This window comes from Deltaproteobacteria bacterium IMCC39524, from assembly GCA_029667085.1.
In the GTDB taxonomy this organism is placed as follows: Bacteria; Desulfobacterota; Desulfuromonadia; order Desulfuromonadales; family BM103; genus M0040.
This window is the reverse complement of sequence record JARUHJ010000001.1, coordinates 677756-701111: the sequence shown is the minus strand read 5'-3', so window position 1 is coordinate 701111 and position 23356 is coordinate 677756. Positions and strand designations below refer to the sequence as shown.

The window sequence follows — 23356 nt, the reverse complement described above, 5'->3', positions numbered from 1 at the left end:
TGTCACACTGCGATTACCTGTAAACAATCATCGACCTGCTCCTTCAGTTGTTGCTCAACCAGCAGCTTGAAGGTCTGCTCTGCAGAGGCGTTTTGACCGGGGGCCAGGGTCAGCCGGCAGTAGATCTTGTCGCCCTTGATATCGACCAGTTCGATGTCGCCGCCTTCGCCTTGCAGCAAGGGCCGCACGACCGCCTCGATCGCGGTTTCGACCTTCTGCCCCAACCGGTAGGGTGATAGTTGCTCGACTGCTTGGGACGCTGCGACCTCGACTTGTTCCGCCGGTTTTACACCCCAGATCTCATCGAGCAGGTCCTGGAGGCCGCCCGGGGCATGGTGACAGACAGTGCAGCCGCCGCCGGCTTTGAGGGCATTGGTGATCTCGGCGATACTGCGCAGTCCGAGCTCCTTAATCTTGCGGCGCAGGTAAGGTTCGGTCACCGAGAAACAGTTGCAGACAATGCGGCCTTCATCCTCATCGCCGTGGGCCAGCTCCGGCAACAGTTCGGCCAGGTCTACGCCTCGCTTGCTAGCCCAGTCTGCGACGGCCTTCTGCAAAGCTTCGGCGCCCATCACAGAACAGTGGATCTTTTGCTCGGGCAAACCATCAAGGAAATCGATCAGGTCCTGGTTGGATACCTGCAAAGCCTCGATCGGAGTTTTCCCTTGTTCTTCCAGGAGAGTGCAGAGTGCTTCCGAAGCGGCGATCGCCGAGGTACAGCCAAAGGTCAGGTAGCGGGCCTGGGTGATTATGTCGCGGGTGGGATCGGTCGGGTGGCGCTCGACGCGAAAGCTGAAGCGCAGGGCGTCTCCGCAGACGATCGAGCCATGTTCGCCGAAACCGTCGGGGTTTTCAAGCTCACCCATGTGGGTCCCGGCTTCACCCTTGACGGCGTCCATGAACAGCTTGAGGACCTTGTCACTATAATTCCAGGGCATAGTCTCCTCCCTTCCCTAGAACTATAAATTAGTCACGGCAATCAGCAAGTTTTAGAGGTCTGGATGAGGGTTGTTTTTGAGAGTTTTTTTTGGTTTCCAGGCTGAAAGGGCAAATTTCCTGACGACAAATACCATCGATCTGTTGTCAATTCTGATTATGCGTTTAAGCTGTTGGTAATTATGATGTTGTTTCCAAGAATTCTATGAAAAGAGGGAGAGTTACGCGATGAAGGCGTTGGTAAAAAAAGAGGCCGCCCCCGGCTTGAGCCTGGAAGAGTGGCCAGAACCTGAGATTGGCATCAACGATGTTCTGATTAAGGTCAAGCGCACTGCCATCTGCGGCACAGATCTGCATATCTACAACTGGGATGCCTGGGCTGAAAAAACCATTCCTGTGCCGATGGTGATCGGCCACGAGTTCGTCGGTGAGGTCGCAGCCGTTGGCACTAACGTCATCGATTTCACCCTGGGGCAGGTTGTGTCCGGTGAAGGACACGTGGTCTGCGGCCGCTGTCGCAACTGCATGGCCGGAAAGCGCCACCTCTGCGCAAGCACCAGCGGAGTCGGGGTGAATCGGCCCGGAGCCTTTGCCGAGTATCTGTCGTTGCCGATGTCTAACGTCTGGGTGCATCGGCCGGAGATCGACCTGGATGTGGCGACTCTGTTCGATCCGCTGGGCAACGCGGTGCATACGGCATTGCAATACGACCTTCTTGGTGAGGATGTGCTGATTACCGGTGCTGGACCTATTGGCATTATGGCGGCAGCAGTCTGCCGACACGCCGGGGCTCGTCACGTCGTGGTCACAGACATCCTTCCTGGCCGCCTGAGGTTGGCTGAAAAAATGGGAGCGACCTGCACAGTTGACGTGAGCCGGGAGAAGATCGGCTCTGTTCAACGGCAACTGGGGATGTCGGAGGGCTTTGATGTCGGCTTGGAGATGTCAGGCAGCCCGGCAGCCTTCGGGGAGATGCTGGCTAACATGAAACATGGCGGCAAGATCGCCATGCTCGGCATACCGGACAAAAACATGACGGTCGACTGGAACACGGTGATTTTCAATATGCTGACGCTGAAGGGGATCTATGGCCGCGAGATGTACGAAACTTGGTACAAGATGGCGGTTATGGTCGAGTCAGGTCTGGATATTACGCCGGTCATTACGCATCGTTTGCATTATACGGAATTCGCAGAGGGCTTTACCGCCATGCAGGCCGGTGACGCCTGCAAGGTCATCCTTAACTGGGACTCTTGACATTAACGGGCTCGCCATCGCGCGGGCTGTTTATGGAGAAATATTGTGGATGGTAAATTTCACCAACATCTAAGAAGCGAGCTGGACGGCATCGTTGCTGCCGGTTTGTACAAGAAAGAACGTCTGATTACCACCCCACAGGGGGCTCATGTGGGTGTCAGCAGCGGCGCGATGCTTAACCTCTGCGCCAACAACTACCTGGGGCTGGCCCAGCACCCGGAGGTCAACGCTGCCGCGCGGCAGGGGCTGGAAGAGTGGGGCTTCGGTATGGCCTCGGTGCGTTTTATCTGTGGCACTCAGACTCTGCATAAAGAGCTTGAAGAGAAGCTCAGCGCGTTTCTGGGGATGCAAGATACCATCCTCTATCCCTCCTGCTTCGATGCCAACGGCGGCCTCTTCGAAGTCTTGCTGGGCGAAGAGGATGCAGTAATCTCTGATGAACTCAACCACGCCAGCATTATCGACGGGGTGCGTTTGTGCAAGGCACGGCGCTACCGCTATCGCAATAACCACATGGCCGATCTCGAAGACCAACTCAAGGCTGCTGATGCAGCCGGTGCGCGCTTCAAGCTGATCACCACCGACGGGGTCTTCTCCATGGACGGCACTATCACCAGAATCGATGATATCTGCAACCTGGCGGAACGCTATAATGCCCTTGTCCATGTCGACGATTCCCATGCTACAGGCTTTGTCGGCAATAGCGGCCGAGGCACCCACGAGCATCGAGGGTGTGTGGGCAGGGTGGATATCATCACGGGCACTCTGGGCAAAGCCCTGGGTGGTGCCAGTGGCGGTTTTACCAGCGCCCGCAAAGACGTGGTCGATTTGCTGCGGCAGCGCTCTCGTCCTTATCTCTTTTCCAACTCCGTGGCGCCGCCGGCCGTAGCCGGAGCTTTAAAGGCCTTGGAGCTGGTGAGTCAATCGAGTCTCCTGCGTGACCAGTTGCAGGAAAATACAGCGATCTTCCGCGCCGGCCTGGAACAGCATGGCTTCGCGTTGCTGCCGGGCGAGCATCCCATTGTCCCGATCATGCTGCACGATGCCATAATCGCGACCCGCTTTGCCGACGCCATCCTCAAGTATGGCATCTACGTGGTGGCTTTTTCTTACCCGGTGGTGCCAAAAGGACAAGCCCGTATCCGAACCCAGATGTCGGCCGCTCTTACACCGGCCGACCTGGAATTCGCAATCGAGGCCTTTGCCCGGGTGAAACGAGAATTGAATTTGTAACAGGCCTCGGGAACAGACACGCCTGTTGACATTAGCGCCCGCTGGTCTAACGTATCAAGGTAAGCAAGCTTATTGTTGACTGTATCCAATCGGCGAAGGAGTTGCTATGCCCCTTTCCGATATGCCCATGCGTCTTCTGGTCATTCTATTTTTGGCAGTTTTCGTTCTGATCGGCATTAACCCGGCCATTCAGAAAGCTGCAGTGAGCCTCCGCAAACTGCTCCGCTCTGCCGCTCAACGGAAAGAGCTCATTGGCACACGCCTCGATGATGTGCATGCAGAAATTTTTGCAGAGTCTCGAAGCTCACGTCAATTGAATGACTTTGAAATTATCGTGATCCGGCGGCTCGCACAGGCTGGCGGCAAGGCTCTTTCTCGAAAACAGCTGAACGCCCCTTTGCTGCTGGGCGCGGCCGTACTCCACAAGACTCTCAAATCCCTGCATCGCCGGGAGCTCATCCACGTCAGTATCTCCACCTTGCTTGGCCAAAAATTTAGCCTCTCCGAAACAGGGCGTCGATATGCGATTGAGCAGGGTTATATTATCCAAATCCGTGAACCCAAAGGGGGCATGGGATAGCCGTAGGTTCAGGCTGTGGACGCTTTTCATCCCATCCTTGCAGCCCGTTGCTGCCCCGTTGATCATGAGCGTCTGATATCATTTTGAAAATCTGGTGCTATAGTTTGTCCATGAAAAAAATCGGACAACTGTTTTTGTTATTGGGCTGTCTCTTTTTGTTGTTTTCGCCAATCGTCATGGCGCAAGAGGAGAGAGATGATTTTTCGGTCTGGCTTGAGTTGCTGCGAGAGGACGCTCGTTCTGCAGGGATCTCTGAAAAGACCTTAGCTGCAGCACTGGCTGATCTTGAGGCACCCGAACCACGGGTGATAGAGCTCGATCAAAAACAGCCGGAAACGACCGAGGCGCTGGAGGATTATGTGGCTGCCCGGGTCAGTCAGGAGCGTATCGCTGAAGGGCGCCTGATGCTGCAACGCTATCCCACCTGGTTGGGCCGGGTCGAGCGAAAGTATAAGGTGCAAAGGCGCTTCATTGTGGCCCTCTGGGGGATTGAGAGCAGCTACGGCCGGCACACCGGCAAACAGCCTGTCATTCCGGCACTGGTGACCCTGGCCTACGATACGCGGCGCGGCGAGTATTTTCGCAAGGAGTTGCTCGCGGCGCTGAAAATCCTCGATGAAGGCCATGTCTCGCTGTCGCGTATGAAAGGCTCCTGGGCGGGGGCGATGGGGCCGTTCCAGTTTATGCCGTCCTCTTATCGCCACTATGCAGTCGATGCCGATGGCGATGGTCGCATCAACATCTGGGGGTCGGTTCCCGATGCGCTGGCCTCTGCGGCCAATTACCTTGCCAAAGCGGGCTGGAAGGACGATCAAACCTGGGGAAGGGCGGTCAAACTGACGCAAAAGCTTGATGCTTCGCAGATCGGATTAGAGACCCGTTTGCCATTGTCGCGCTGGCAGGCTCTCGGTGTGCGGCGCAGCAACGGCGGCGCGTTGCCGCGTCGTGACCTGCAGGCCTCGTTGATTATTCCCGATGGCCCATCCGGTCCTGCCTACCTTGTTTACAATAATTTCCGGGCGCTGCGACGCTGGAATCGATCAAATTCTTTTGCTGTTGCGGTCGGCACCCTCGCCGAGAGTTATGCTGAAAAGAGAAGGAGATAATCTGCTTAGGGGAAGGTCTTGACTCTTGAATTCAATTCAAAGATCAAGATCTGCCCCCGAGCCTCAGCCTTGCCATAAGGTCCAGGCCAGATCATTTTTGCCGGTGCTCTGGGTGAACCTGGCGTTGCAGTCCAGGCATTTGTAGTCTTGCTCTTCATAACCTCGAGGTTTTGCCCCTGTAAAGATGCGGGCTTCACTGACCTTGATCAGGCAATGATGGGGCTTGCCGCGGTGGGTTTTCTTGGCTTGTTCTTGACACAGACTGCAGGTTTCCATGGTTATCTCTTTCGGTTTTCCGGGGGGCTGGCTGCAAACGCCCGGAGGTGAGTGGTTTTGGTTTCTCACCATCCTACACCGACTGTTCGATTATAGATACGGCAATGCTGTTGCTTCCGTTGCGGTTGTTCGATGGATTCGCCTGCTGGAGAGTCCTGACGAGGGTGAGAAGACGTCGCCTGGCTTTAAGGTTGCAAAGGAAAACCTGTCGCTAGTCCGTGTCTATCAATAGGGTATTATTGAAAATTGATAGTTGATGTCACAGGCTAAACCCTATTGATAGTTGTCCTGCAATTATGGTTGCCGGGTCCTTCAGGGAGAGCCTATGTCAACAAACGTTCAGAGTCACTTCAGGCCATGGTTGAGCCTCCGCAAATAAAGAGTCGCTTCATGACGAACCTGATTGTCTTTGGCCTGATACTCATCGTCCTGCTGTTTCTGTGCGGTTATTATATGAGCCGGATGCCGGGTCGCTCTGTTTCCGGGCCCTTGCCCGAGTTGTCCGTCGCCGAAACGCTACTCAAGGAGAGTTTGTATGGCCATGTCGACATGCTGGCCGATAAGATCGGGGAGAGAAATGTCTGGCAATACGACAACCTGCAGCGAGCGGCTGACTATGTTGAGGCGTCCTTCAGGCGCTCCGGCTTAACGACGCGCCTGCTTGCTTACGAGTCTGTGGGTAAACAGGTCGCCAATATCGAGGCCGAGATCCCTGGCCTTGAAGCCTCCTCGGGAACGATTATCGTGGGCGCACATTACGATTCACTGGCCGGTACCTCGGGGGCCAACGACAACGCCACGGGCGTCGCGGCCTTGCTTGAACTGGCCGGCCTTCTCAAACAGAGCAAGCCGCGCAAAACAGTGCGCCTGGTCGCTTTTGTCAACGAGGAGCCACCGTTTTTCAAAACCTCTCGAATGGGCAGCCTGGTCTATGCAAAACAGGCGCTGCAAAGCGGAGATCGCATCGCCGCCATGATTTCTCTGGAAACCATCGGCTACTATACGCGTGAGCCGTTAAGCCAGAAGTACCCTCTGCCTCTGCTGCGCTACTTCTACCCGGAGCGTGGAGATTTTGTCGCCCTGGTTGGCAACCTTCGCTCCGGTCCCTTGTTGAAACGCAGCGTTAAAGCTTTTCGTCAGCGTGGCTCTTTCCCGTCGGAAGGGATCGTCGCACCAGGGTGGCTGCTCGGGGTCGACTGGTCCGATCACTGGTCGTTCTGGAAAATCGATTGTCCCGCCATCATGGTCACAGATACGGCGCTCTTCCGGTATCCCTACTATCATTCTGTCAGAGATACCCCGGACAAGATCAATTATGAGGCGCTGGCCAGGGTCGTCAAGGGGCTGGAGGCTATGATCGGCGAGCTCGCCAGGTAAACCTGTGCGGCGTTTTCTGGAGCGGGCAGGGCGATGGCAAAGCTCTGCTCATGGCCCCTGTCCGCTGTTGTTTCTTGCCCTCTCAAGCCGACGCATAAAGGGCGGCACGGGCCTTGTCCGGAAGTTGCAGCCTTCTGTCCTGGAAAAACTCCTTCAAACGCTCCTCATCCAGGGTCTCTTCCTCGAACAAACTCTCAGCAAGCGCTTCCAGAACATCACGATTCTCAGCCAGGACCAGCTCGGCACACTCCTGGGCGATATGGACCAGCTTTTCGATCTCCTGGTCGATGATCCAGGCGGTCTTCTCGCTGAAGGTCTTTTCCGTGGCCAGCTTGAGACCGAGGAACGGATGCTCTTCGCCCCGGTCGAAACTTAAGGGGCCGATTTTTTCGCTCATGCCCCACTGACAGACCATCTTCTCGGCGAGGGCCATGTCCTGCTTGAGATCATTCTGGGCGCCGGTCGAATACTCGCCGAAGATGAGTTTCTCCGCGGCTCTGCCGCCCAGGGCCACTGCCAGCCGTGCCAGGAGACCGCTGCGCTGGTAATGATAGCAATCGTCCTCCGGCAGCTGTTGGGTCATGCCGAGTGCTTGTCCGCGAGGGATGATCGTCACCTTGTGGATCGGATCGGTGTTCGGCAGGCACCTGGCAACCAGGGCATGCCCCGATTCGTGGATAGCGGTGATCCGTTTCTCCTGATCGGTCAGGTAGAGTTTGCGCTCCATGCCCATGAGCTGGCGGTCTTTCGCCTGCTCCAGATGATAGAGGCAGACCTGATCGGCATTTTCGCGGGCGGCGATCAGGGCGGCTTCATTGACCAGCCCTTGCAGATCGGCCCCGACCATGCCAGGGGTCCCTTTGGCGATGATCGCCAGGTCGACGTCCTCCGCCAGGGGCACGTCTCTGGTGTGAACTTCGAGAATCTTGACCCGATCACGCCAATCGGGGCGATCGATCACCACTTGGCGGTCGAAGCGACCCGGGCGCAGCAGGGCCGAATCAAGCACATCCGGCCGATTGGTCGCGGCCATTACGATCACTTCATCGTGGGGTTCGAACCCGTCCAGCTCCGACAGCATCTGGTTCAGAGTCTGCTCCCGCTCATCGTTGCCTCCCCCCAAGCCAGCGCCGCGCGCCCGGCCGACCGCATCCAGTTCATCGATGAAGATAATACTTGGCGCATTCTGCTTGGCGTTTGTGAACAGGTCACGGACCCTGCTGGCACCGACGCCGACGAACATTTCGACGAACTGGGAGGCCGAGATGCTGTAGAAGGGGACATCGGCTTCGCCGGCCACGGCGCGGGCCATCAGGGTTTTGCCGGTCCCTGGTGGACCGACCAGCAGAACCCCCCGAGGCATCTTGCCGCCGAGCTTGTAAAATTTTTGCGGCTCGCGCAGGTATTCGATCACCTCCTGCAATTCCTGTTTTGCCTCCTCCAGACCAGCCACGTCCTGAAAGGTTTTACTCGAGTCTTGCCGCAGGAAGAGGCTGGCCCCCGATTTGCTGAAGCGGTTCATTAAACCGCCGCCCAGTCCGCCTTGCTGGCGGGTGCGCTGGTAGATGAACCACCAAATGCCGAAAATCATGATCCAGGGCAGCAGGTTCGCCAGCAAGGTGATCAAGTCTGATCTTTCCTCGGGCGGCTCGACATTAACCACGACCTGGTAGCGTTCAAGTAGGGGCATTAAATCCGGGTCGTCGATCGGCGGAAGGTTGGTGCGAAACTGGTGGTAGGCACGAGGCTCCCCGGACTTGTCCGTGGGGGCTTCTTCATAAAAGGTGGCGAGTTGTTCCGTGAAACGCCCGGTCAGGACTTCGCCCTGTATGGTGACTGCGGCAACATGGTCCAGCCGAACTTCATCCTTGAAGCGACTGTAGGCGATCTCGATAACTGGCTCTCGAGTGACAGGGGGAAACATGTACACAAACAAGCCATTAATAACCAGTACCAGAAACGTCAGCAGCAGGACTCTATGCCAGGGATCTTTCATCATGATGATGGCCGGCTCCTGTTATTCGTGCGCTGAATCTAACCCTTGCTAATATCATAGCAGAATCAGGGAGTTCCGCTTTACCTGATTCCGTTTACCCACACGGTCTGAGTCACCGCTCTCAAGTGAGCGCCAGCAAATATATGGGTACCAATGGAGATGATTATTTCTGAACTGTGACAAATCGATCACTTAAGTTAAAATGTTATCTGGTTATCTACTTCGCTCCACCAATAGCCGCAGGGTCTTAAACTCTTTTTGAACAGGGATATACAGGATGTATAGGATAAAACCATAAGAACCAAACATGAGTGATTTCTCCACACTCCGAAGATTTTGACTTTATCCTTCTTATCCTGCCTATCCCTGTTATTAATATTTCTTTTGACCTTAAAGCCTCTTTATTTTTAAGGATAAAATGGTTGTCTGCTGACCTCGATAAATTAGTTGAGTGAAGTCGATAACCAGAAAATGTTAAAGGAGGTTTTTATGGCCACCGTTATCGTTCAGGTCAATGATTTGATGCAGACAAATTACAAGTATGAGCGCACCGAACCGGTCGGGAAGAATTACCATCCAGACTTTCGCCCCGAGTTGACACCCCAAGAGATGCTTGAACTGGGGGTGTTCGGTGGTAAATACATGACCGATTGCCAGGATGAATTCCCTGCCGAATGGTTCAAAAATGCCAAGCTCTGTGCCGAACGGCATGATCCGGCGCTGAATTTCTTTGGCGTGAATGCCTCACAACCCTTATCTGTTTGGCAAGAGAAAGGCTGGATCTACGAGGACGATCCACGTGGCTGGTTCCAGTGGTATTGCCGCTATTACATGGGGCGGCGCTGCAGGGATGATGAACGTCAGATCAAGAGGTGGCTGGGGATGCGCAGGCACATTACCCAGATCAAAAACAACTGCCTGGAGGGAGACTTGAATTGTCGTCGCAAACAACGGCAAGCTGTTCTTCACTGGGCATACGACTCACGCAAGTATTGAATGGCGCACTTTATGTTCCAAGGGGCCCCAATGCATGGATCCTCGATCCCATAGACCCATCGGTTAACGCCTTAAGGCAATCATGTTAAAGGTTCGCCGCCACAGGTAAGACCGCAGGATCGAGATCACTGTAAAAATGCAGGTGATCTGGAATCCTTGTCCCGCCGATACCGCAAAGCCGTAGATTGGTAAAACCCAGGTTGTTACAAGCCACGAAATGGCAAAGCCTGAGGCCGTGTTCAAAAACGTTTCCATGAATGATTCCCATTGCGATTGCATAAACACCTTCCTTCTTTGTTCTGCTGCTTGTGAGACTTCTGTGAGTTTTAGTATGTCGAGTGACTGCGACAAAATATGACACTCGTCTTGAGGTTGTTTTGCAAAGGAAAGCACATTCTTAAGATGAAATGTGTAGAGCAGTTTTTGCTTTTGCGCCGCAGACGATGGCAAAAAAATATCCTCTCCTCCGTCTTTCGAACCACCTATTTAAGCTTAAATGACAAACATGACTAAAGCTGTTATATTTAAAAGGTGAACTTTAATGACAACGAACAGCTTGTTCAAAGGTGGGTGCACATGAACAGATTAAACTCAATAATAACAGTAACCTTGTCAGTTGTTTTCGTCATCGCTTTAACCGGAAACGCATTGTCTCAAGTCTTTCTCGTCAAGGAAAATGTCGCAGCACCGCAAGGTCCTGCGATGGTGGCCAGCGAGATCCTGGTCAAGTTCAAGCCCGGAGTCAGTGGTGGAGAGATTGCGAACATCAACTCCAGGCATGGCGCAACCGAAATCTCAACCAGTCCTTATGCCGGTTTTAAGCGGCTCAAGATCCCACCACGTAAAACGGTTGCCGAGATGGTGGCCATTTACAGCCAAAATCCGAACGTGGAGTATGCCGAGCCGAATTTCATCGCCCATGCCTTCCTTACCCCCAACGATTTCTATTACGCACCTTACCAGTGGCATCTTGATAATCCTGACTACGGTGGCATTAACATGGAAGCGGCCTGGGATGTAACAACCGGTAACCAAGGTGTGGTTGTTGCCGTGGTCGACACCGGTGTCGCCTACGAGGATTACCAGCAGACTGTGACGATAGGTAAACGTCGAACCTCGACCGTGACCTATCAAAAAGCCCCTGATCTGGCCAGCACCAACTTTGTCGACGGCTACGACTTTATCAACAATGATGACCACCCCAATGATGACGAGGGGCATGGCACCCACGTCACCGGAACCATTGCGCAAAGCACCAACAATGGTATCGGTGTGGCCGGCGTTGCTTTTAACACCTCGATTATGCCGGTTAAAGTACTGGATAGCAGTGGCTCAGGTTCTTATGCGGCCATTGCCAACGGCATCTATTACGCGGCAGATAATGGTGCCGATGTCATCAGCATGAGCCTGGGAGGCAGTAGCGGCTCGACCACGCTGGTGAATGCGCTGGCCTATGCGCATGGTCTCGGTGTGACCCTCGTCTGTGCCTCTGGTAACGATGGCTCGGCCACCACGGTCAGCTATCCTGCCGCATACGATGCTTATTGTATTGCCGTTGGCGCAACCCGTTATGACGAAGCCGTCGCCGGTTATTCCAATCGGGGCGCCTCACTGGATTTGACCGCGCCGGGTGGGGATACCAGCGTTGATCAAAACGGTGACGGTTATGTCGATGGCGTGTTGCAACAGACCTTCGGCAGCAGCCCGACCGATTTTGGCTACTATTTCTACCAGGGAACCTCTATGGCCACGCCCCATGTCAGCGGCGTAGTCGCTCTTCTCCTGGCTCAAGATGCGACGAGAACCCCTGCTGAGATCAGGTCAATCCTGCAAGCGACCGCCAAGGACAAAGGCGCTTCCGGGTGGGACCCGAATTATGGCTGGGGAATCCTCGACGCCGCTGCAGCTCTCAACTACGATGCCGTGCCGAACCAGGTGCCGATGGCCGTTATCAACGGTCCTGTCTCAGGGACCGAGGATATCGCCATCAATCTTGACGGTTTAAACTCCACTGATGACGACAGCGACCCTTTGACCTACCAGTGGAACTTTGGTGATGGCACCACTGCAGCAGGGGCCAGCGCGACCCATAGTTACACCGCGGGCGGAAACTATACCGTCACTCTGGTTGTCAACGACGGTAAAGTCGACTCAGCCCCGGCCTCTGCAGCGCTTACTATCAATGAAGTCAACGATCCTCCTGTCGCCGACGCCGGTGCGGATCAATCAGCCCAGGTTGGCCAGGCAGTCAGTTTCAGCGCCGCGGGGTCTTACGATATTGACGATGGCATCGCGACCTATGTCTGGGAGTTTGGTGATGGCACGGATGCAACAGAGCCAACAACCAGCCACAGTTATGCGGCCGCCGGGGGGTACACGGCAAAACTTACTGTCACTGATGTTGGTGGTTTGACCGACAGCGACGAGGCCGCTATTACAGTTTCTGTTACTCCTGTTGTCGACACCTTGACAGCATCGATCGACATGAGTCTTAGCGAGCGGGCGAACCGCAAAAAAACATTCGTTAGTGCGAATGCAACGGTGAGCATCAGTGATGCATCAGGTCCGGTTGATGGGGTTGTCGTTTATGGCTATTGGGGTGATTCGTCAACCAGTGTGGTTTCTTCTACCACCGGCACAAACGGCCAGGTTGTTTTCAGCTCCTCTGAACTCAGGGATCCAGCAAGTGGCACGGTTTACACCTTTACCCTCAAGGAAACGGTGAAGACCGGCTATAGTTCGACCCCGACTGGAGAGACCAGCGACACTGTCACTTATTAACCATCCAAAACACGCAACATAACTCCTTGAAAGCGGGGACACTCAAAATTGAGTATCTCCGTTCAACAACGGCTTTGACACTCGATGTCTGACCCTGCATTGGTGCCGCACGCTGGTTTAAAGCTTTTCGCCTACCCCATATCTCGTCCCAGGTCCCATTCTTAAAAAGCGTTGCTTCTTTATGTTCTACTGCTTGTGAGACTTCTGTGAGTTTTAGTATGTAGAGTGGCTGCGACTAAATATGTCGCTTGTCTCTAAACTAGGCCGTACGCGTTACGGATTGTTGACAGTGGTGTCATGTATGTTACCATGCCGTTATGTTATGTGATTTAGGGAGGGGCTATGGAGGTACGAGAGTATCTGACTGCAGAGCGACGAAGTCCGTTCTCCAGGTGGTTCAATAAACTGGATGCTCGGGCCGCAGTCAAAGTAACTGTTGCGCTAAACCGCATTGAACAAGGCAACCTGACCAACACAAAAGGCCTTGGTGGAATCTTTGAGTACAAGATGACCTTTGGCCCAGGATACAGAGTCTATTTCGGTCGTGATGGGGATGTTTTGATTCTGTTGTTGGGCGGTGGTACCAAGAAAACCCAAAACAGGTACATCCTGTTGGCTAAACAATGTTGGGCCGATTACAAACAGCGAAAAGTATCAGGAAAGGAGGTTTAGGATGCCATTGTCACGTTCATTCCGGGAAACAGTCATGGCCCGGGCTCAAAATGACCCCGAATTTAGAACTGAGATGATTAGTGAGGCGACCTCTGCTTTTCTGGATGGGGATATCGATACAGGTAAGAGTTTGCTACGAGATTATCTGAACGCGACAAACGCGACCCCGCGTATAGCGCGCTCCTTGAAGAAAGACGATAAAAGCCTTCGCCGTATGCTGGGCCCCAAAGGCAACCCAACATTAAAGAATTTCATCGAACTTCTGCATGCCTGTCAACAAGAAGAACAGATCCGTTTCGAGGTAAGAGCTGTCCATCAATAAGTTGTGCTCTAAAGCCGTTAGTCTTTTGGTTTGTCGCGTGCCTCGTCCCGCGTTCCGTTTTTAGGAGAATCACCATGCTTAACTCTCTGTTTCGACCTCTGCTTCTGGTTGCGCTCCTCGCCGTGCCGTTTCTGCTCTCCGCCTGCAGCAGCACTCAGTTTGCGGTTATGGAGAAGTTCGGTATTCACAAACGTGAAATCCTGGTTGATCGGGTCGAGGATGCTCGTGACAGTCAGCAGCAAGCCAAGGAACAGTTTGCCAATGCGCTGGAGGAATTCAGCGCCGTGTTGAATTTTCAGGGTGGCACTCTGGAAGAGAAGTACAAGAAGCTGAATTCCGTACTGGAAGAGAGCGAGAATCGCGCTAAAGATGTACGGGACCGGATCGACAAGGTTGAGGATGTCGCCGAGGCCCTCTTCGATGAATGGGAAGATGAGCTCAAGCTCTATTCGAGTGACAGCCTGCGTCGCTCCAGCGCCCAGAAACTGAAAGAGACGCGCAGCCACTATCAGAGCCTGATGACAGCGATGCAAAGAGCCGAGGCAAAGATTGAGCCGGTTTTGACGCCGCTGCGCGACCAGGTACTCTACCTCAAACATAACCTTAACGCCCAGGCGATTGCTTCGTTACAGAGCGAGTTGGGGCGTGTTGAAGGAGACGTCTCGGCACTGATCCGCGAGATGGAAGCGGCGATCCGTGAAGCCGATGCTTTTATCGTGCGGCTGGAGAAATGATCGATTTGCTTACGTGGCGAATTTGACTGTCGCCCGTCAAAACTTATGTAAACTGAACTCTAAACATTATTCACAGGGATGAGCAGGATAAGCAGGATGGGGAAAAGCTAAAATACTGATAACTGATCACCGGTCACCGGTCACCGGTCACTGATAACTGGTCACCGGTCACCGGTCACTGGTTCAAAGGTTCAAGGAGGTCCAAATGAGTCAGCTCTTTACTCCTTTGCAAATGCGCTCATTGACGCTGCGCAACCGTATCTTCGTTGCGCCGATGTGCCAGTATTCCAGCGTTGACGGCCTGCCCAACAATTGGCACATGGTCCACCTCGGCAGCCGGGCCGTTGGCGGCGCCGCCATGGTGATCGTCGAAGCGACCGCGGTGGAACCGCAAGGGCGCATCAGTCCGAGTGACTGCGGGCTCTGGAACGACGCCCAGGCCGAAGCCTTTACGCCGATCGTCGCTTTTATCGCCGAGCAGGGTGCTGTGCCTGCTGTGCAGTTGGCGCACGCCGGCCGCAAGGCTTCGGTGCGTCCGCCCTGGCAGGGTGGAGCCGCGGCAACCGCCGACGCTGGAGGTTGGCAGCCGATCGCGCCCAGCCCCTTCGCCTTTGGGCCGGGTTCGCCTCAGCCGCGCGAGATGGATCAAGCCGACCTGGAACGCATCGTTACACAATTTGAGGCCGCGGCAGCTCGTGCCTTGCAGGCGGGTTTTAAGGTGGTCGAGGTGCACATGGCGCACGGTTACCTATTGCACCAGTTCCTCTCGCCGCTCAGCAACCGGCGCAGCGACAGTTACGGCGGCAGCCTGGAAAACCGCATGCGTCTGCCCCTCGAGGTCGTGCGCCGGGTTCGCGCACTCTGGCCTGAGGATCTGCCGGTCATGGTGCGTCTTTCCGCCACCGACTGGGTCGAAGGCGGCTGGGATCTCCCCCAGTCCCTGGAGTTGTGCAAACAGCTCAAAGCGCTGGACGTGGACCTGATCGATTGCTCCACCGCCGGCCTGGTGCCCGATGCCGTGATTCCGGCGGCGCCGGGCTTCCAGACCCCTTTTGCCGCTGCGATCCGCAAGGAGGTGGGCATCGCCACCGGTGCTGTCGGCCTGATCACTGCCGCGGTCCAGGCCGAGCAGATCATTGCCACCGGTTGTGCCGACGTGGTGCTGCTGGCCCGCGAAATGCTGCGTAATCCTTACTGGCCAATTCATGCTGCCGGTGAGCTTAAGGTTGATTACCCCTGGCCGGTGCAGTATGAGCGTGCCAAGCTCTAATGTGATAAGGCCCTGGGATCGCTTTGCGGAACAGCAATCATGATATCTTTGATCAAATCAGCCTGAAATTTCCCTGTTTGCTTGGTAAAATAGAGACAAGCCCTTCGTATCATCTGTTTGAAAGGAGGCTGTCATGACTTTTAACCCTGTCTTGATCGTCGCCAAGGGGGCCAGGCCCGAGTGGTACCCGCAGACCGCTTCCTATGCCCGCCCGCAGCTCCGCCGCTCATACTGGCAGCTGGCTAACTCGGTGCTTCCTTACCTGCTGCTCCTGGCCCTGATGTTCTTCACCGTGCTCAACGGCTACTCCTACCTCATCACCCTGGCCCTGGCTCTGGTCGCCGCGGTCTTTTACGTACGCATCTTCATAATCTTTCACGATTGCGTGCACGGCGCCTTCGTCAATTCCCCCTGCTGGAACCGCAACATAGGCTACCTCTGCGGCATTATTACTATGACCGCCTTCGCCGACTGGCGCCGGACGCACGTCGGTCACCACATCCGGGCCGGCGATCTCGATCGGCGCGGCACCGGCGACATCTGGATCATGACTGTCGACGAATATCGCTCGGCCACATGGCTGCGGCGCCTGGCTTACCGCCTCTATCGCCATCCCCTGGTGCTGTTCGGCCTGGGGCCGATCTTCTCCTTTCTGCTGGTTAACCGTTTCCCCAGCAAGGGTGCCAACAAACGCGATCTGATGAGCGTGGTCTACACGAACCTGGCGGTTATTCTGATCGTCGTGATTGCGAGCCTGACCGTTGGTCTCAAGGCTTACCTGTTGGTGCAGTTGCCCGTCATCCAGATCGCCGGTAGCGCCGGCCTCTGGCTCTTCTATGTGCAGCACCAGTTCCAGGGTGTCTATTGGGCACGCAGCGAGGCGTGGGATCCGTTGCGGGTGGCGATGGAAGGGGCCTCGTTTTATTGCCTGCCGAAGTTTTTGCAGTGGGCCACCGGCAACATCGGTTTTCACCACCTCCATCATGTCCGCCCCGCGATCCCCAATTACAACCTGCAAGCCTGTCATGAAGCGATCCCGGTATTGAAGACCATCAAACCGATGAGCTTGCGCGATAGCCTGCAGTGTGTCCGTTTGCATCTGTATGACGAGGAGCAACAGGCAATGGTGGGCTTTGGGGGTTGATTGCCAAGGAAGAGGTTACAGGCTTATGGGCGTTCTGGCTCAAGGCTTCAAGCCAGGGTCAATCGGCCTTGCCCAAGGCGGAAAGTGAGTTGTTGATAGGTCGTTCATAGCAGCACAATCGTACAGATCTATTCTAGCGAAGGAGGCTTGTACATCCGAAGCACAAGATCTTCTCTTCCAACCTTTTCCTCTTGGCGGATTTCCCTGTCCCAACTGCATATTCAGCCGGGAACACTCAAAAGAGAGTGTTCCCTTTTAATCGCATCGATGCTTAAGCTCTGCGCTCAACTTCGATTTGGTGCTCGCGGCCGGATATCAAGGTGAGGGTCGAGAGCTGTTCGGCGATCACCTCGATCATGTCGTCGAGTGTGATGATGCCGACCAACTCGCCAGCCGTGCCAATCACAGGCACCCTGCGGATGCCGTGCCGGCGCATGAGATGGGCCGTTTCCAGAAGATCATCATCTTCCTTGACCGCATACAGATCGAGACCCATAGCATCGCCGACCGTAACCTGGCTCAAATTGATTTCGTCGGCCAGCAGTTCGACCACAATATCCCGGTCGGTGATGATGCCGATCGGAATGTTGCCTTTGCTTAGGTTATCGACCACGACAATATCGCCGACGTGGTGGTGACGCATCAACTTGGCCGCGTCCAAAATACTTGTATCGCGATCGGTGATAACCACATCGCGGTTGCAAAAATTGCCGACTTTCATCTTGACCTCCCGACGTCTTCGGACGTCTATTCTTAATGGGGAGAACGGCTCCAGAGGCAGTGGCCATTGCGTGTAATCCGCCGGATTCGGTGGTAGGGGATTCGGTGGACAGTGCCTTCATCATCCAGCAACTCGAAGGCAAAGTGATCGTCTGGCGGGAAGAAAAGGTCCGCGTATTTGACCTGGATGATCTGATCCTCGATCCGATCATAATAGCCAATCTCAAAATCGGCGGTGGCGAACACTTCATCCCAGCGGATACGGTTGAGCAGATCCTGGACCGGTTGCATGTTTTGGCCTCCACGCCCTTCACCATCATTCTATCAACCTTGAAAAGTTTTGCAGGCGCTGCTTGGTTGCCCCTGGAGTCGGAGCCACACAACTCACGGTAATCAATAAACTCACCCCTTGAAAAACGTCTGCGTTTGTCCTTGAAACTGCATTGTCGTGCCGAAATCCAGCCTGTATAGGTCTGGGCGCCGCAATTAAAATCACCAGGGTATGTCAGAGCATCCCGGTTTTCGTTTTATTTTCTGAGTCTTTACAGAAAAAATCGGGTCAAAGGCTCCGACACATTAGTGTGACAACAAGTAAAAAATGTGTGACAGGGAGTACAAATTGCCCACCGTTGCCAGGCCTGCAATCCAGTTTTCTCCATAAAAAGTTAGTAATATCAGTACGTTGTTACTGGTTGAAAGCTTTGGCATGATCTCTGCTCTGCCTTGTATCACTTAATCACTGTGTAAAAACGGGTGTGCCGTACCTCATGTAATGTGATGTGTTTTTTTCTATAAGGGTCTGCCCCTGACTTACTCAAAAAAAATGCCAAAATGCTCAAATTTTTCGATGAATTTATTGTGCGCTTATTCCGACAACCATAAACAACAATGGAGGTAAAAAAAGATGAAAAAGATCAGTATTATGAGCATCACGACAGTCCTTCTCTTGCTGCCATGCAGCCTGTTAGCCCTTGAACTCGGCAAACTCCAGATCAACGGTTTCGTCTCTCAGGGGTACATGGAAAGCAGCGGAAACAATTTCCTTGATGCTGGCAGTGAGGATGGCACCTTTGAAATCAACGAAGCAGGCCTGACTTTTAATGCTACGGTGTCTGACAAGCTGCGCATCGGTGCCCAAATCCTCTCTCGCGACCTTGGCGAAGACGGCAATAACGATATCGAGCTGGATTGGGCTTTCGGTGATTACCGCGTAACCGACTGGTTCGGTGTTCGGGCTGGCAAGCTTAAGCTCCCGATTGGCCTTTATAATGAAACCCGCGACAATGATTTCCTGCGTCCTATGGCATTCCTGCCACAGAGTGTTTACGACGAAATGCAGCGCGGTTTTATGACAGCTGGTTACGGTGGCTCTCTCTATGGAAATGTACCAGTCGGGGAATTTGGCGATTTTGACTACCAGGTGTTTTATGGCCAGATTGATATTGATGAAGATTCTTTCCTTGTTGATGAGGGTCTTAATAATCAGGGGATCAATGCCCAACTCAGAGGAGCTACGATGGGTGCGGCCGGTGTTGACAGCATGAAATACGATGCTGACAAGACCTATGCTCTTTCATTGATCTACAATGCTCCTCTGGATGGGTTACGTCTTGGTGCGAGCTATTTCAAGTCTGAGGGCAAGTTTGATGTTTCACTGGATAACCCGTTGGCTGCTCTCGACCCAGCTTTGGCTGCCCTCAATGATTTGGATTTAGATATTACAGCTAATTACGATCCGATGTATGTCCTCTCCGCTGAATATGCACATCCCCTGTTTACCCTCAGCGCTGAGTATATGGAACGAGACAATGAAATAACGGCAGAAGGTATTGGTGAGCAATTCGTCCCCGATACGTCCATGGGCTGGTACATTCTCGGTACGATTCAGATCCCACAGGTTGAAGGTTTGGCACTGTCTGCATCCTACGAGGAGTTCTACCTCGATAAAGACGACAAGAGTGAAGATAATCCTAATAACTACCGCAAGGATTTAGGGATCGGCGCGCGCTACGACATCAACCAGAACTGGTTGGTAAAAGCGGAATGGCACACCATCGACGGGGCCGCCCTGAACATGGACCTCGTCAACAGTGATGGCCTGGATGATGACTGGAGCTATTTCATCGTCAAGACGTCGTTCAACTTTTAATCGGTCTGTAACGTTATTAACGGAGGTTTTCTCATGAAACGCATAAGTCTATTGATCGCACTCATGATCCTGTTCTGCTGCACGGCCGGTTATGCAGCAGACGTGATCCTGATTACCAACAAATTAAATCCGGTGTCGAGTCTTACGGCAACCGATGCCAAGAACATGTTCCTTGGCAAAAAAACCGGTTGGAGTGATGGCAGCACGGTCACCCCTTTTACCCAGAAGGACTCTGCAGTTACCGATCCTTTTGCCAAAAAGTTTGTCAAGAAATCGTCTCAGCAGTTTTACATGTTCTGGCGCAAGGCTGTGTTTACTGGCAAGGGCACGCCACCTGTCGAAGTTGAGAACAGTGAGCAAATGAAGAAGATTGTTGCTGCGAAGAACGGAGCCGTCGGATACATACTCAAATCCGAACTAGACGACTCGGTCAAGAAGCTGAGCGTAGAATAACCTTGCGGGGGGGGGAACCCATGAAACTGTTTCGCAGTATCAATGTAAAAATCTGGCTATGTGTTGGGGTTGCTTTTGCAGGCTTCCTTATCGCTACGATTTTCACCTATCAGGCGAACAGTCGTTTTTCGGTAAAACTGACTGAAATTCGTAATGTCGCCTTTCCTCTCGCTTTAAAAGGCACTGAAGTGGTGAGTCTCTTTAAAAAACAGTCAAAGTTTTTTGAAGAAGCTTTTCTCTTGGCCGATGAAGAGGCTGTCGTGAGCGGTAAGGAGCTGACAGAGACTATCAGCTCCTTGCTGCAGGAGATGGCCAAGCTCGAAATAAGTAGTGAGAACAGCTCCGGTTCACAGATGGCGCCTCTTGTTCAAGATTATGATGTGTATGCACACATGGCAGGGGACACCTATGAGCGTTTGGTCAATGGAGAAGATTTTGATACTCTTCAGGTTCAGGTCCAGACCATTGGCTTAAGTTATGCTGAGTTGCTTGAACGTTTTGAGAAAAACTCGAAAACGCTTATCTCTGCGGTGGAAAGCGGCATAGAACAGGAAAAAAACACGGCTGGGTCAAACACCTCCTTTCTTCTCATCCTGTTTGGTGTGGTGATTGTTCTCTCGGTTATTATTATCCGCACCATTGCAAATAGGGTTCTGATCAAACCGATCAACCAGATTCAAAATATGGTTAAAACTCTTGCCAGGGGTGAAGTCTCTGATAGTGACAGGATCATGTCCCGAAGCCGTGACGAGATTGGCGACCTTGCCCGTGAACTCGACAGTATGGCGGATGCTCTGGCGGAAAAGTCGCAACTCGCGGAGCAGATTGCTGATGGTGATCTCGATGCACAAGTGACTCTGGCATCGGAATCTGATGCCTTGGGTTTGTCGTTACAAAAAATGCTGAAAATGTTGTCAACGGTTATCAGCCAAGTCAAAACCTCGTCAGCGAATGTTACTTCAGGCAGCCAATCGATGAATATTGCCGCCCAGTATATGACCGAGGGAGCCGCCAACCAGGCCGCGTCTGTAGAAGAGGCCTCTTCTAGTATCGAGGAGATGACAGCAAACATTCGTCAGAATGCCGATAATGCATTAGAAACTGAGAAGATAGCCAGTCAGGTTGCCGAAGATGCTGTTGAAGGTGGCAGCGCCGTCAAAGATACTGTTGTTGTTATGAAGGATATTGCAGAAAAGATCGTCATTATTGAAGAGATTGCGCGCCAGACCAATCTGTTGGCTTTAAACGCCGCGATTGAAGCTGCCCGTGCAGGAGAACACGGTAAAGGGTTTGCCGTGGTTGCTGCTGAGGTCCGTAAACTGGCTGAACGTAGTCAGGTTGCCGCAGGGGAGATCAATGAACTTTCGACTCGCAGTGTGGATGTGGCAGAAAAAGCCGGAAGCCTTCTAGATGTGATTGTCCCGAACATCCAGAAGACTTCTGAGTTGGTTCAGGAGATCAGTGCCGCAAGCAAAGAGCAAAATTCCGGGGCAGAGCAGATCACGCAAAGTATACAAGCCCTCGACAAGGTCATTCAGCAGAACTCTGCTTCCGCAGAAGAGATGGCCGCTACGGCCGAAGAGTTGTCGACTCAGGCAGAGCAACTTGAAGAGATGGTCACTTTTTTCAAGATGGCTAAGATTCAAGACAAGAGACAACCCGGAATCAGTCAGTCTGATACAGACTTAGTGTCGGTTAAGCCAGTAAATGCTAGTAAAACGGCTGATGTCTACGATAACGACTACGAAAAATATTGAGGTCGAAGTAATGAATGAAACGAATGATATCAGTCGTTAACAGTATGTAACATTAAGCCTTGGTGAAGACCTTTTCGGTGTTGAAGTTACACCTACAAAAGTGATCCTTAGTCTCACGCCTGTGACAAAAGTTCCGCAGATCCCCGATTCCCTTTAGGTCGGGACACGCAAATTGTATGTCCCCGTAATCAGTTCTGAAATCTAGCCTTTACAGGTCTGGGCGCCGCAATTAAAATCACCAGGTATGTGAGAGCAACCTGGTTTTTTTCGGTTTAATCTTGTAAAAAGGGGCCTGTCCCCAGAGCCTGTTTTTACGAGTCGCTGGCTGCTGTTTTGGCGAACCGTCTCTTCTGATGAAAAATACTTCGGTTTGAACAAAAAACTCAAGATACGTCATAATGTATGGACACCTCTTTTGGTAGAAGGGTCCTCCTGTGAACCGTATCGTTATCCACTACAGTGAAATCGCCCTGAAAGGCAAGAACCGCCGCCAGTTCGAAGATGCATTAATACGCCATGTGCGTGCCGCCTTGGGCTCCCTGGTCAGCGAAGTGCGCAAGCAGCAGGGTCGGCTGGTGTGCAAGCCGAATCCCCAGGCTGATCCGCAGCGCGTGCGCGAGATCCTTTCCTGCATCCCGGGAATCGTCAACTTCTCTCTCGGTCACAGTGCGCCGAAGGATGTTAAGTCGATTGGTGGGCGGGCGGTCAACCTGCTGGCAGGGATGGAGTTTACGACGTTCGGCGTCAAGACCAAGCGCACCGACAAGCAGTTTCCGATGACCTCTGAAGAGATCAGCCGTGCGGTCGGTGCCTCGATACTGCGCGGGCTAAAAGGCAAGCAGGTCGATCTGCGCGCTCCGGATCTTTGGCTCTATATCGAGCTAACCGGCAAAGAGGCGACCCTCTTTACCGATAAGTATCTCGGCCCGGGTGGCTTGCCGGTCGGCAGCAGCGGCGATGTGATGGTTTCGCTCTCTGGCGGCATCGACAGTCCGGTCGCCGCTTACATGCTGATGAAGCGTGGCTGTCGGGCGATCTTTACCCATATTCGTAACGAAACCCAGTTCTCCGGCGCGGTTTCCGATAAGATCGAAAAGCTGGTCGAGGTGCTGACCCGCTACCAGCTGCATTCCACCCTCTACCAGGTGCCCTTCGGCGACCTGCAGCGCCGCATCATCGCCTTTGTTCCTGCGGATTACCGCATGATTATCTACCGCCGCTGCATGATGCGCATCCTCAACCAGCTGGCCGCCAAAGACCAGGCCAAGGCGATTGTCACGGGCGATGCGGTTGGCCAGGTGGCCTCACAGACCTTGAGCAACCTGCAGTGCATCCAAGAGGCCTCGCAGCTGCCAGTCCTCTCGCCGCTGGTGGGCATGAACAAGGATGAAACGATTCTGATTGCCAAACAGATTGGAACCTACGAACATTCGATCGAACCCTATCCAGACTGCTGCTCCTTCATGATTGCCCCACACCCCGAGACGCGTGGTGTTCTCGACCTGGTCAAGCAATTCGAAGCCAACATCGACGGCCTCGAAGAGTTGTTGCTGGAGGCCGTGGAAAGCGTTGAACGGCTCGAGTTTTGATCGCCGTT

Annotated in this window: 23 protein-coding genes; 17 read left to right on the top strand and 6 right to left on the bottom strand. The window is 53.5% G+C overall.

Going from position 1 to position 23356, the window contains the following annotated elements; all coding sequences use genetic code 11:
- Positions 1-2 precede the first annotated feature (2 nt).
- Positions 3-938, bottom strand: a complete 936-nt coding sequence (locus P9J64_03300) for an iron-sulfur cluster assembly scaffold protein (GenBank protein MDG5467340.1) — start codon at positions 936-938, stop codon at positions 3-5.
- A 226-nt stretch (positions 939-1164) separates the two neighbouring features.
- Between P9J64_03300 and tdh the strand changes: the two genes are divergently transcribed.
- The 4 genes from tdh (at position 1165) to P9J64_03280 (ending at position 5112) form a co-directional block, all read left to right on the top strand.
- The gene (gene tdh, locus P9J64_03295) at positions 1165-2193 is read left to right on the top strand and encodes an L-threonine 3-dehydrogenase (GenBank protein ID MDG5467339.1); all 1029 of its coding nucleotides are present in this window, start codon (positions 1165-1167) and stop codon (positions 2191-2193) included.
- Positions 2194-2238: 45 nt separating this feature from the next.
- The gene (gene kbl, locus P9J64_03290) at positions 2239-3426 is read left to right on the top strand and encodes a glycine C-acetyltransferase (protein MDG5467338.1); all 1188 of its coding nucleotides are present in this window, start codon (positions 2239-2241) and stop codon (positions 3424-3426) included.
- Positions 3427-3532: 106 nt separating this feature from the next.
- Positions 3533-4006, top strand: a complete 474-nt coding sequence (locus P9J64_03285) for a hypothetical protein (GenBank protein ID MDG5467337.1) — start codon at positions 3533-3535, stop codon at positions 4004-4006.
- Positions 4007-4161: 155 nt separating this feature from the next.
- Complete coding sequence (locus P9J64_03280; GenBank protein MDG5467336.1) at positions 4162-5112, top strand: lytic murein transglycosylase; 951 nt, start codon at positions 4162-4164, stop codon at positions 5110-5112.
- A 63-nt stretch (positions 5113-5175) separates the two neighbouring features.
- On the opposite strand, the gene P9J64_03275 is transcribed toward P9J64_03280, so the two are convergent.
- Positions 5176-5388, bottom strand: a complete 213-nt coding sequence (locus tag P9J64_03275; GenBank protein ID MDG5467335.1) for a hypothetical protein — start codon at positions 5386-5388, stop codon at positions 5176-5178.
- Here P9J64_03275 and P9J64_03270 point away from each other — a divergent pair.
- Entirely contained in the window at positions 5387-5620 is a 234-nt protein-coding gene (locus P9J64_03270) for a hypothetical protein (protein ID MDG5467334.1), read from the top strand. The two genes, P9J64_03275 and P9J64_03270, sit on opposite strands and share 2 nt — an antisense overlap.
- Positions 5621-5778: 158 nt before the next feature.
- A complete protein-coding gene (locus tag P9J64_03265) occupies positions 5779-6765 on the top strand; it encodes a M28 family peptidase (GenBank protein MDG5467333.1) in 987 nt (328 codons plus the stop codon).
- 82 nt (positions 6766-6847) lie between these two features.
- Here the strand turns inward: P9J64_03265 and ftsH are convergent, their stop codons facing one another.
- Entirely contained in the window at positions 6848-8764 is a 1917-nt protein-coding gene (gene ftsH, locus P9J64_03260) for an ATP-dependent zinc metalloprotease FtsH (GenBank protein MDG5467332.1), read from the bottom strand.
- Positions 8765-9250: 486 nt separating this feature from the next.
- On the opposite strand from ftsH, the gene P9J64_03255 reads away from it, so the two are divergent.
- The gene (locus tag P9J64_03255; GenBank protein MDG5467331.1) at positions 9251-9757 is read left to right on the top strand and encodes a hypothetical protein; all 507 of its coding nucleotides are present in this window, start codon (positions 9251-9253) and stop codon (positions 9755-9757) included.
- A 63-nt stretch (positions 9758-9820) separates the two neighbouring features.
- On the opposite strand, the gene P9J64_03250 is transcribed toward P9J64_03255, so the two are convergent.
- Positions 9821-10207, bottom strand: a complete 387-nt coding sequence (locus tag P9J64_03250) for a hypothetical protein (protein ID MDG5467330.1) — start codon at positions 10205-10207, stop codon at positions 9821-9823.
- 126 nt (positions 10208-10333) lie between these two features.
- Here P9J64_03250 and P9J64_03245 point away from each other — a divergent pair, with 126 nt between their 5' ends.
- The 6 genes from P9J64_03245 (at position 10334) to P9J64_03220 (ending at position 16680) form a co-directional block, all read left to right on the top strand.
- Positions 10334-12538 (top strand): S8 family serine peptidase, encoded by a 2205-nt coding sequence (locus P9J64_03245; GenBank protein MDG5467329.1) that lies wholly within the window; start codon positions 10334-10336, stop codon positions 12536-12538.
- Positions 12539-12880: 342 nt separating this feature from the next.
- Positions 12881-13210, top strand: a complete 330-nt coding sequence (locus tag P9J64_03240; GenBank protein ID MDG5467328.1) for a type II toxin-antitoxin system RelE/ParE family toxin — start codon at positions 12881-12883, stop codon at positions 13208-13210.
- Position 13211: 1 nt separating this feature from the next.
- Complete coding sequence (locus tag P9J64_03235) at positions 13212-13532, top strand: transcriptional regulator (GenBank protein MDG5467327.1); 321 nt, start codon at positions 13212-13214, stop codon at positions 13530-13532.
- 74 nt (positions 13533-13606) lie between these two features.
- Entirely contained in the window at positions 13607-14266 is a 660-nt protein-coding gene (locus P9J64_03230; protein MDG5467326.1) for a DUF2959 domain-containing protein, read from the top strand.
- Between the two features lie 205 nt (positions 14267-14471).
- The gene (locus P9J64_03225; protein MDG5467325.1) at positions 14472-15536 is read left to right on the top strand and encodes an NADH:flavin oxidoreductase/NADH oxidase; all 1065 of its coding nucleotides are present in this window, start codon (positions 14472-14474) and stop codon (positions 15534-15536) included.
- 133 nt (positions 15537-15669) lie between these two features.
- Complete coding sequence (locus P9J64_03220; GenBank protein MDG5467324.1) at positions 15670-16680, top strand: fatty acid desaturase; 1011 nt, start codon at positions 15670-15672, stop codon at positions 16678-16680.
- A 271-nt stretch (positions 16681-16951) separates the two neighbouring features.
- Here the strand turns inward: P9J64_03220 and P9J64_03215 are convergent, their stop codons facing one another.
- Positions 16952-17401 carry a CBS domain-containing protein gene (locus tag P9J64_03215; protein ID MDG5467323.1) on the bottom strand — a complete coding sequence of 150 codons (450 nt, stop codon included), beginning with the start codon at positions 17399-17401 and terminating at the stop codon, positions 16952-16954.
- A 32-nt stretch (positions 17402-17433) separates the two neighbouring features.
- A complete protein-coding gene (locus tag P9J64_03210) occupies positions 17434-17691 on the bottom strand; it encodes a DUF504 domain-containing protein (protein ID MDG5467322.1) in 258 nt (85 codons plus the stop codon).
- A gap of 613 nt (positions 17692-18304) precedes the next feature.
- On the opposite strand from P9J64_03210, the gene P9J64_03205 reads away from it, so the two are divergent.
- The 4 genes from P9J64_03205 to thiI all read left to right on the top strand — a co-directional run bounded on the left by P9J64_03205 (position 18305) and on the right by thiI (position 23348).
- Positions 18305-19549, top strand: coding sequence for a hypothetical protein (locus P9J64_03205; protein MDG5467321.1), 1245 nt, complete (start codon positions 18305-18307; stop codon positions 19547-19549).
- Positions 19550-19582: 33 nt separating this feature from the next.
- A complete protein-coding gene (locus P9J64_03200) occupies positions 19583-20002 on the top strand; it encodes a phosphate ABC transporter substrate-binding protein (GenBank protein ID MDG5467320.1) in 420 nt (139 codons plus the stop codon).
- A gap of 20 nt (positions 20003-20022) precedes the next feature.
- Positions 20023-21759: a methyl-accepting chemotaxis protein gene (locus tag P9J64_03195; GenBank protein MDG5467319.1), complete on the top strand. Its 1737-nt coding sequence runs from the start codon at positions 20023-20025 to the stop codon at positions 21757-21759.
- A 434-nt stretch (positions 21760-22193) separates the two neighbouring features.
- Positions 22194-23348 (top strand): tRNA 4-thiouridine(8) synthase ThiI, encoded by a 1155-nt coding sequence (gene thiI / locus P9J64_03190; GenBank protein ID MDG5467318.1) that lies wholly within the window; start codon positions 22194-22196, stop codon positions 23346-23348.
- The last annotated feature ends 8 nt before the right edge of the window (positions 23349-23356 follow it).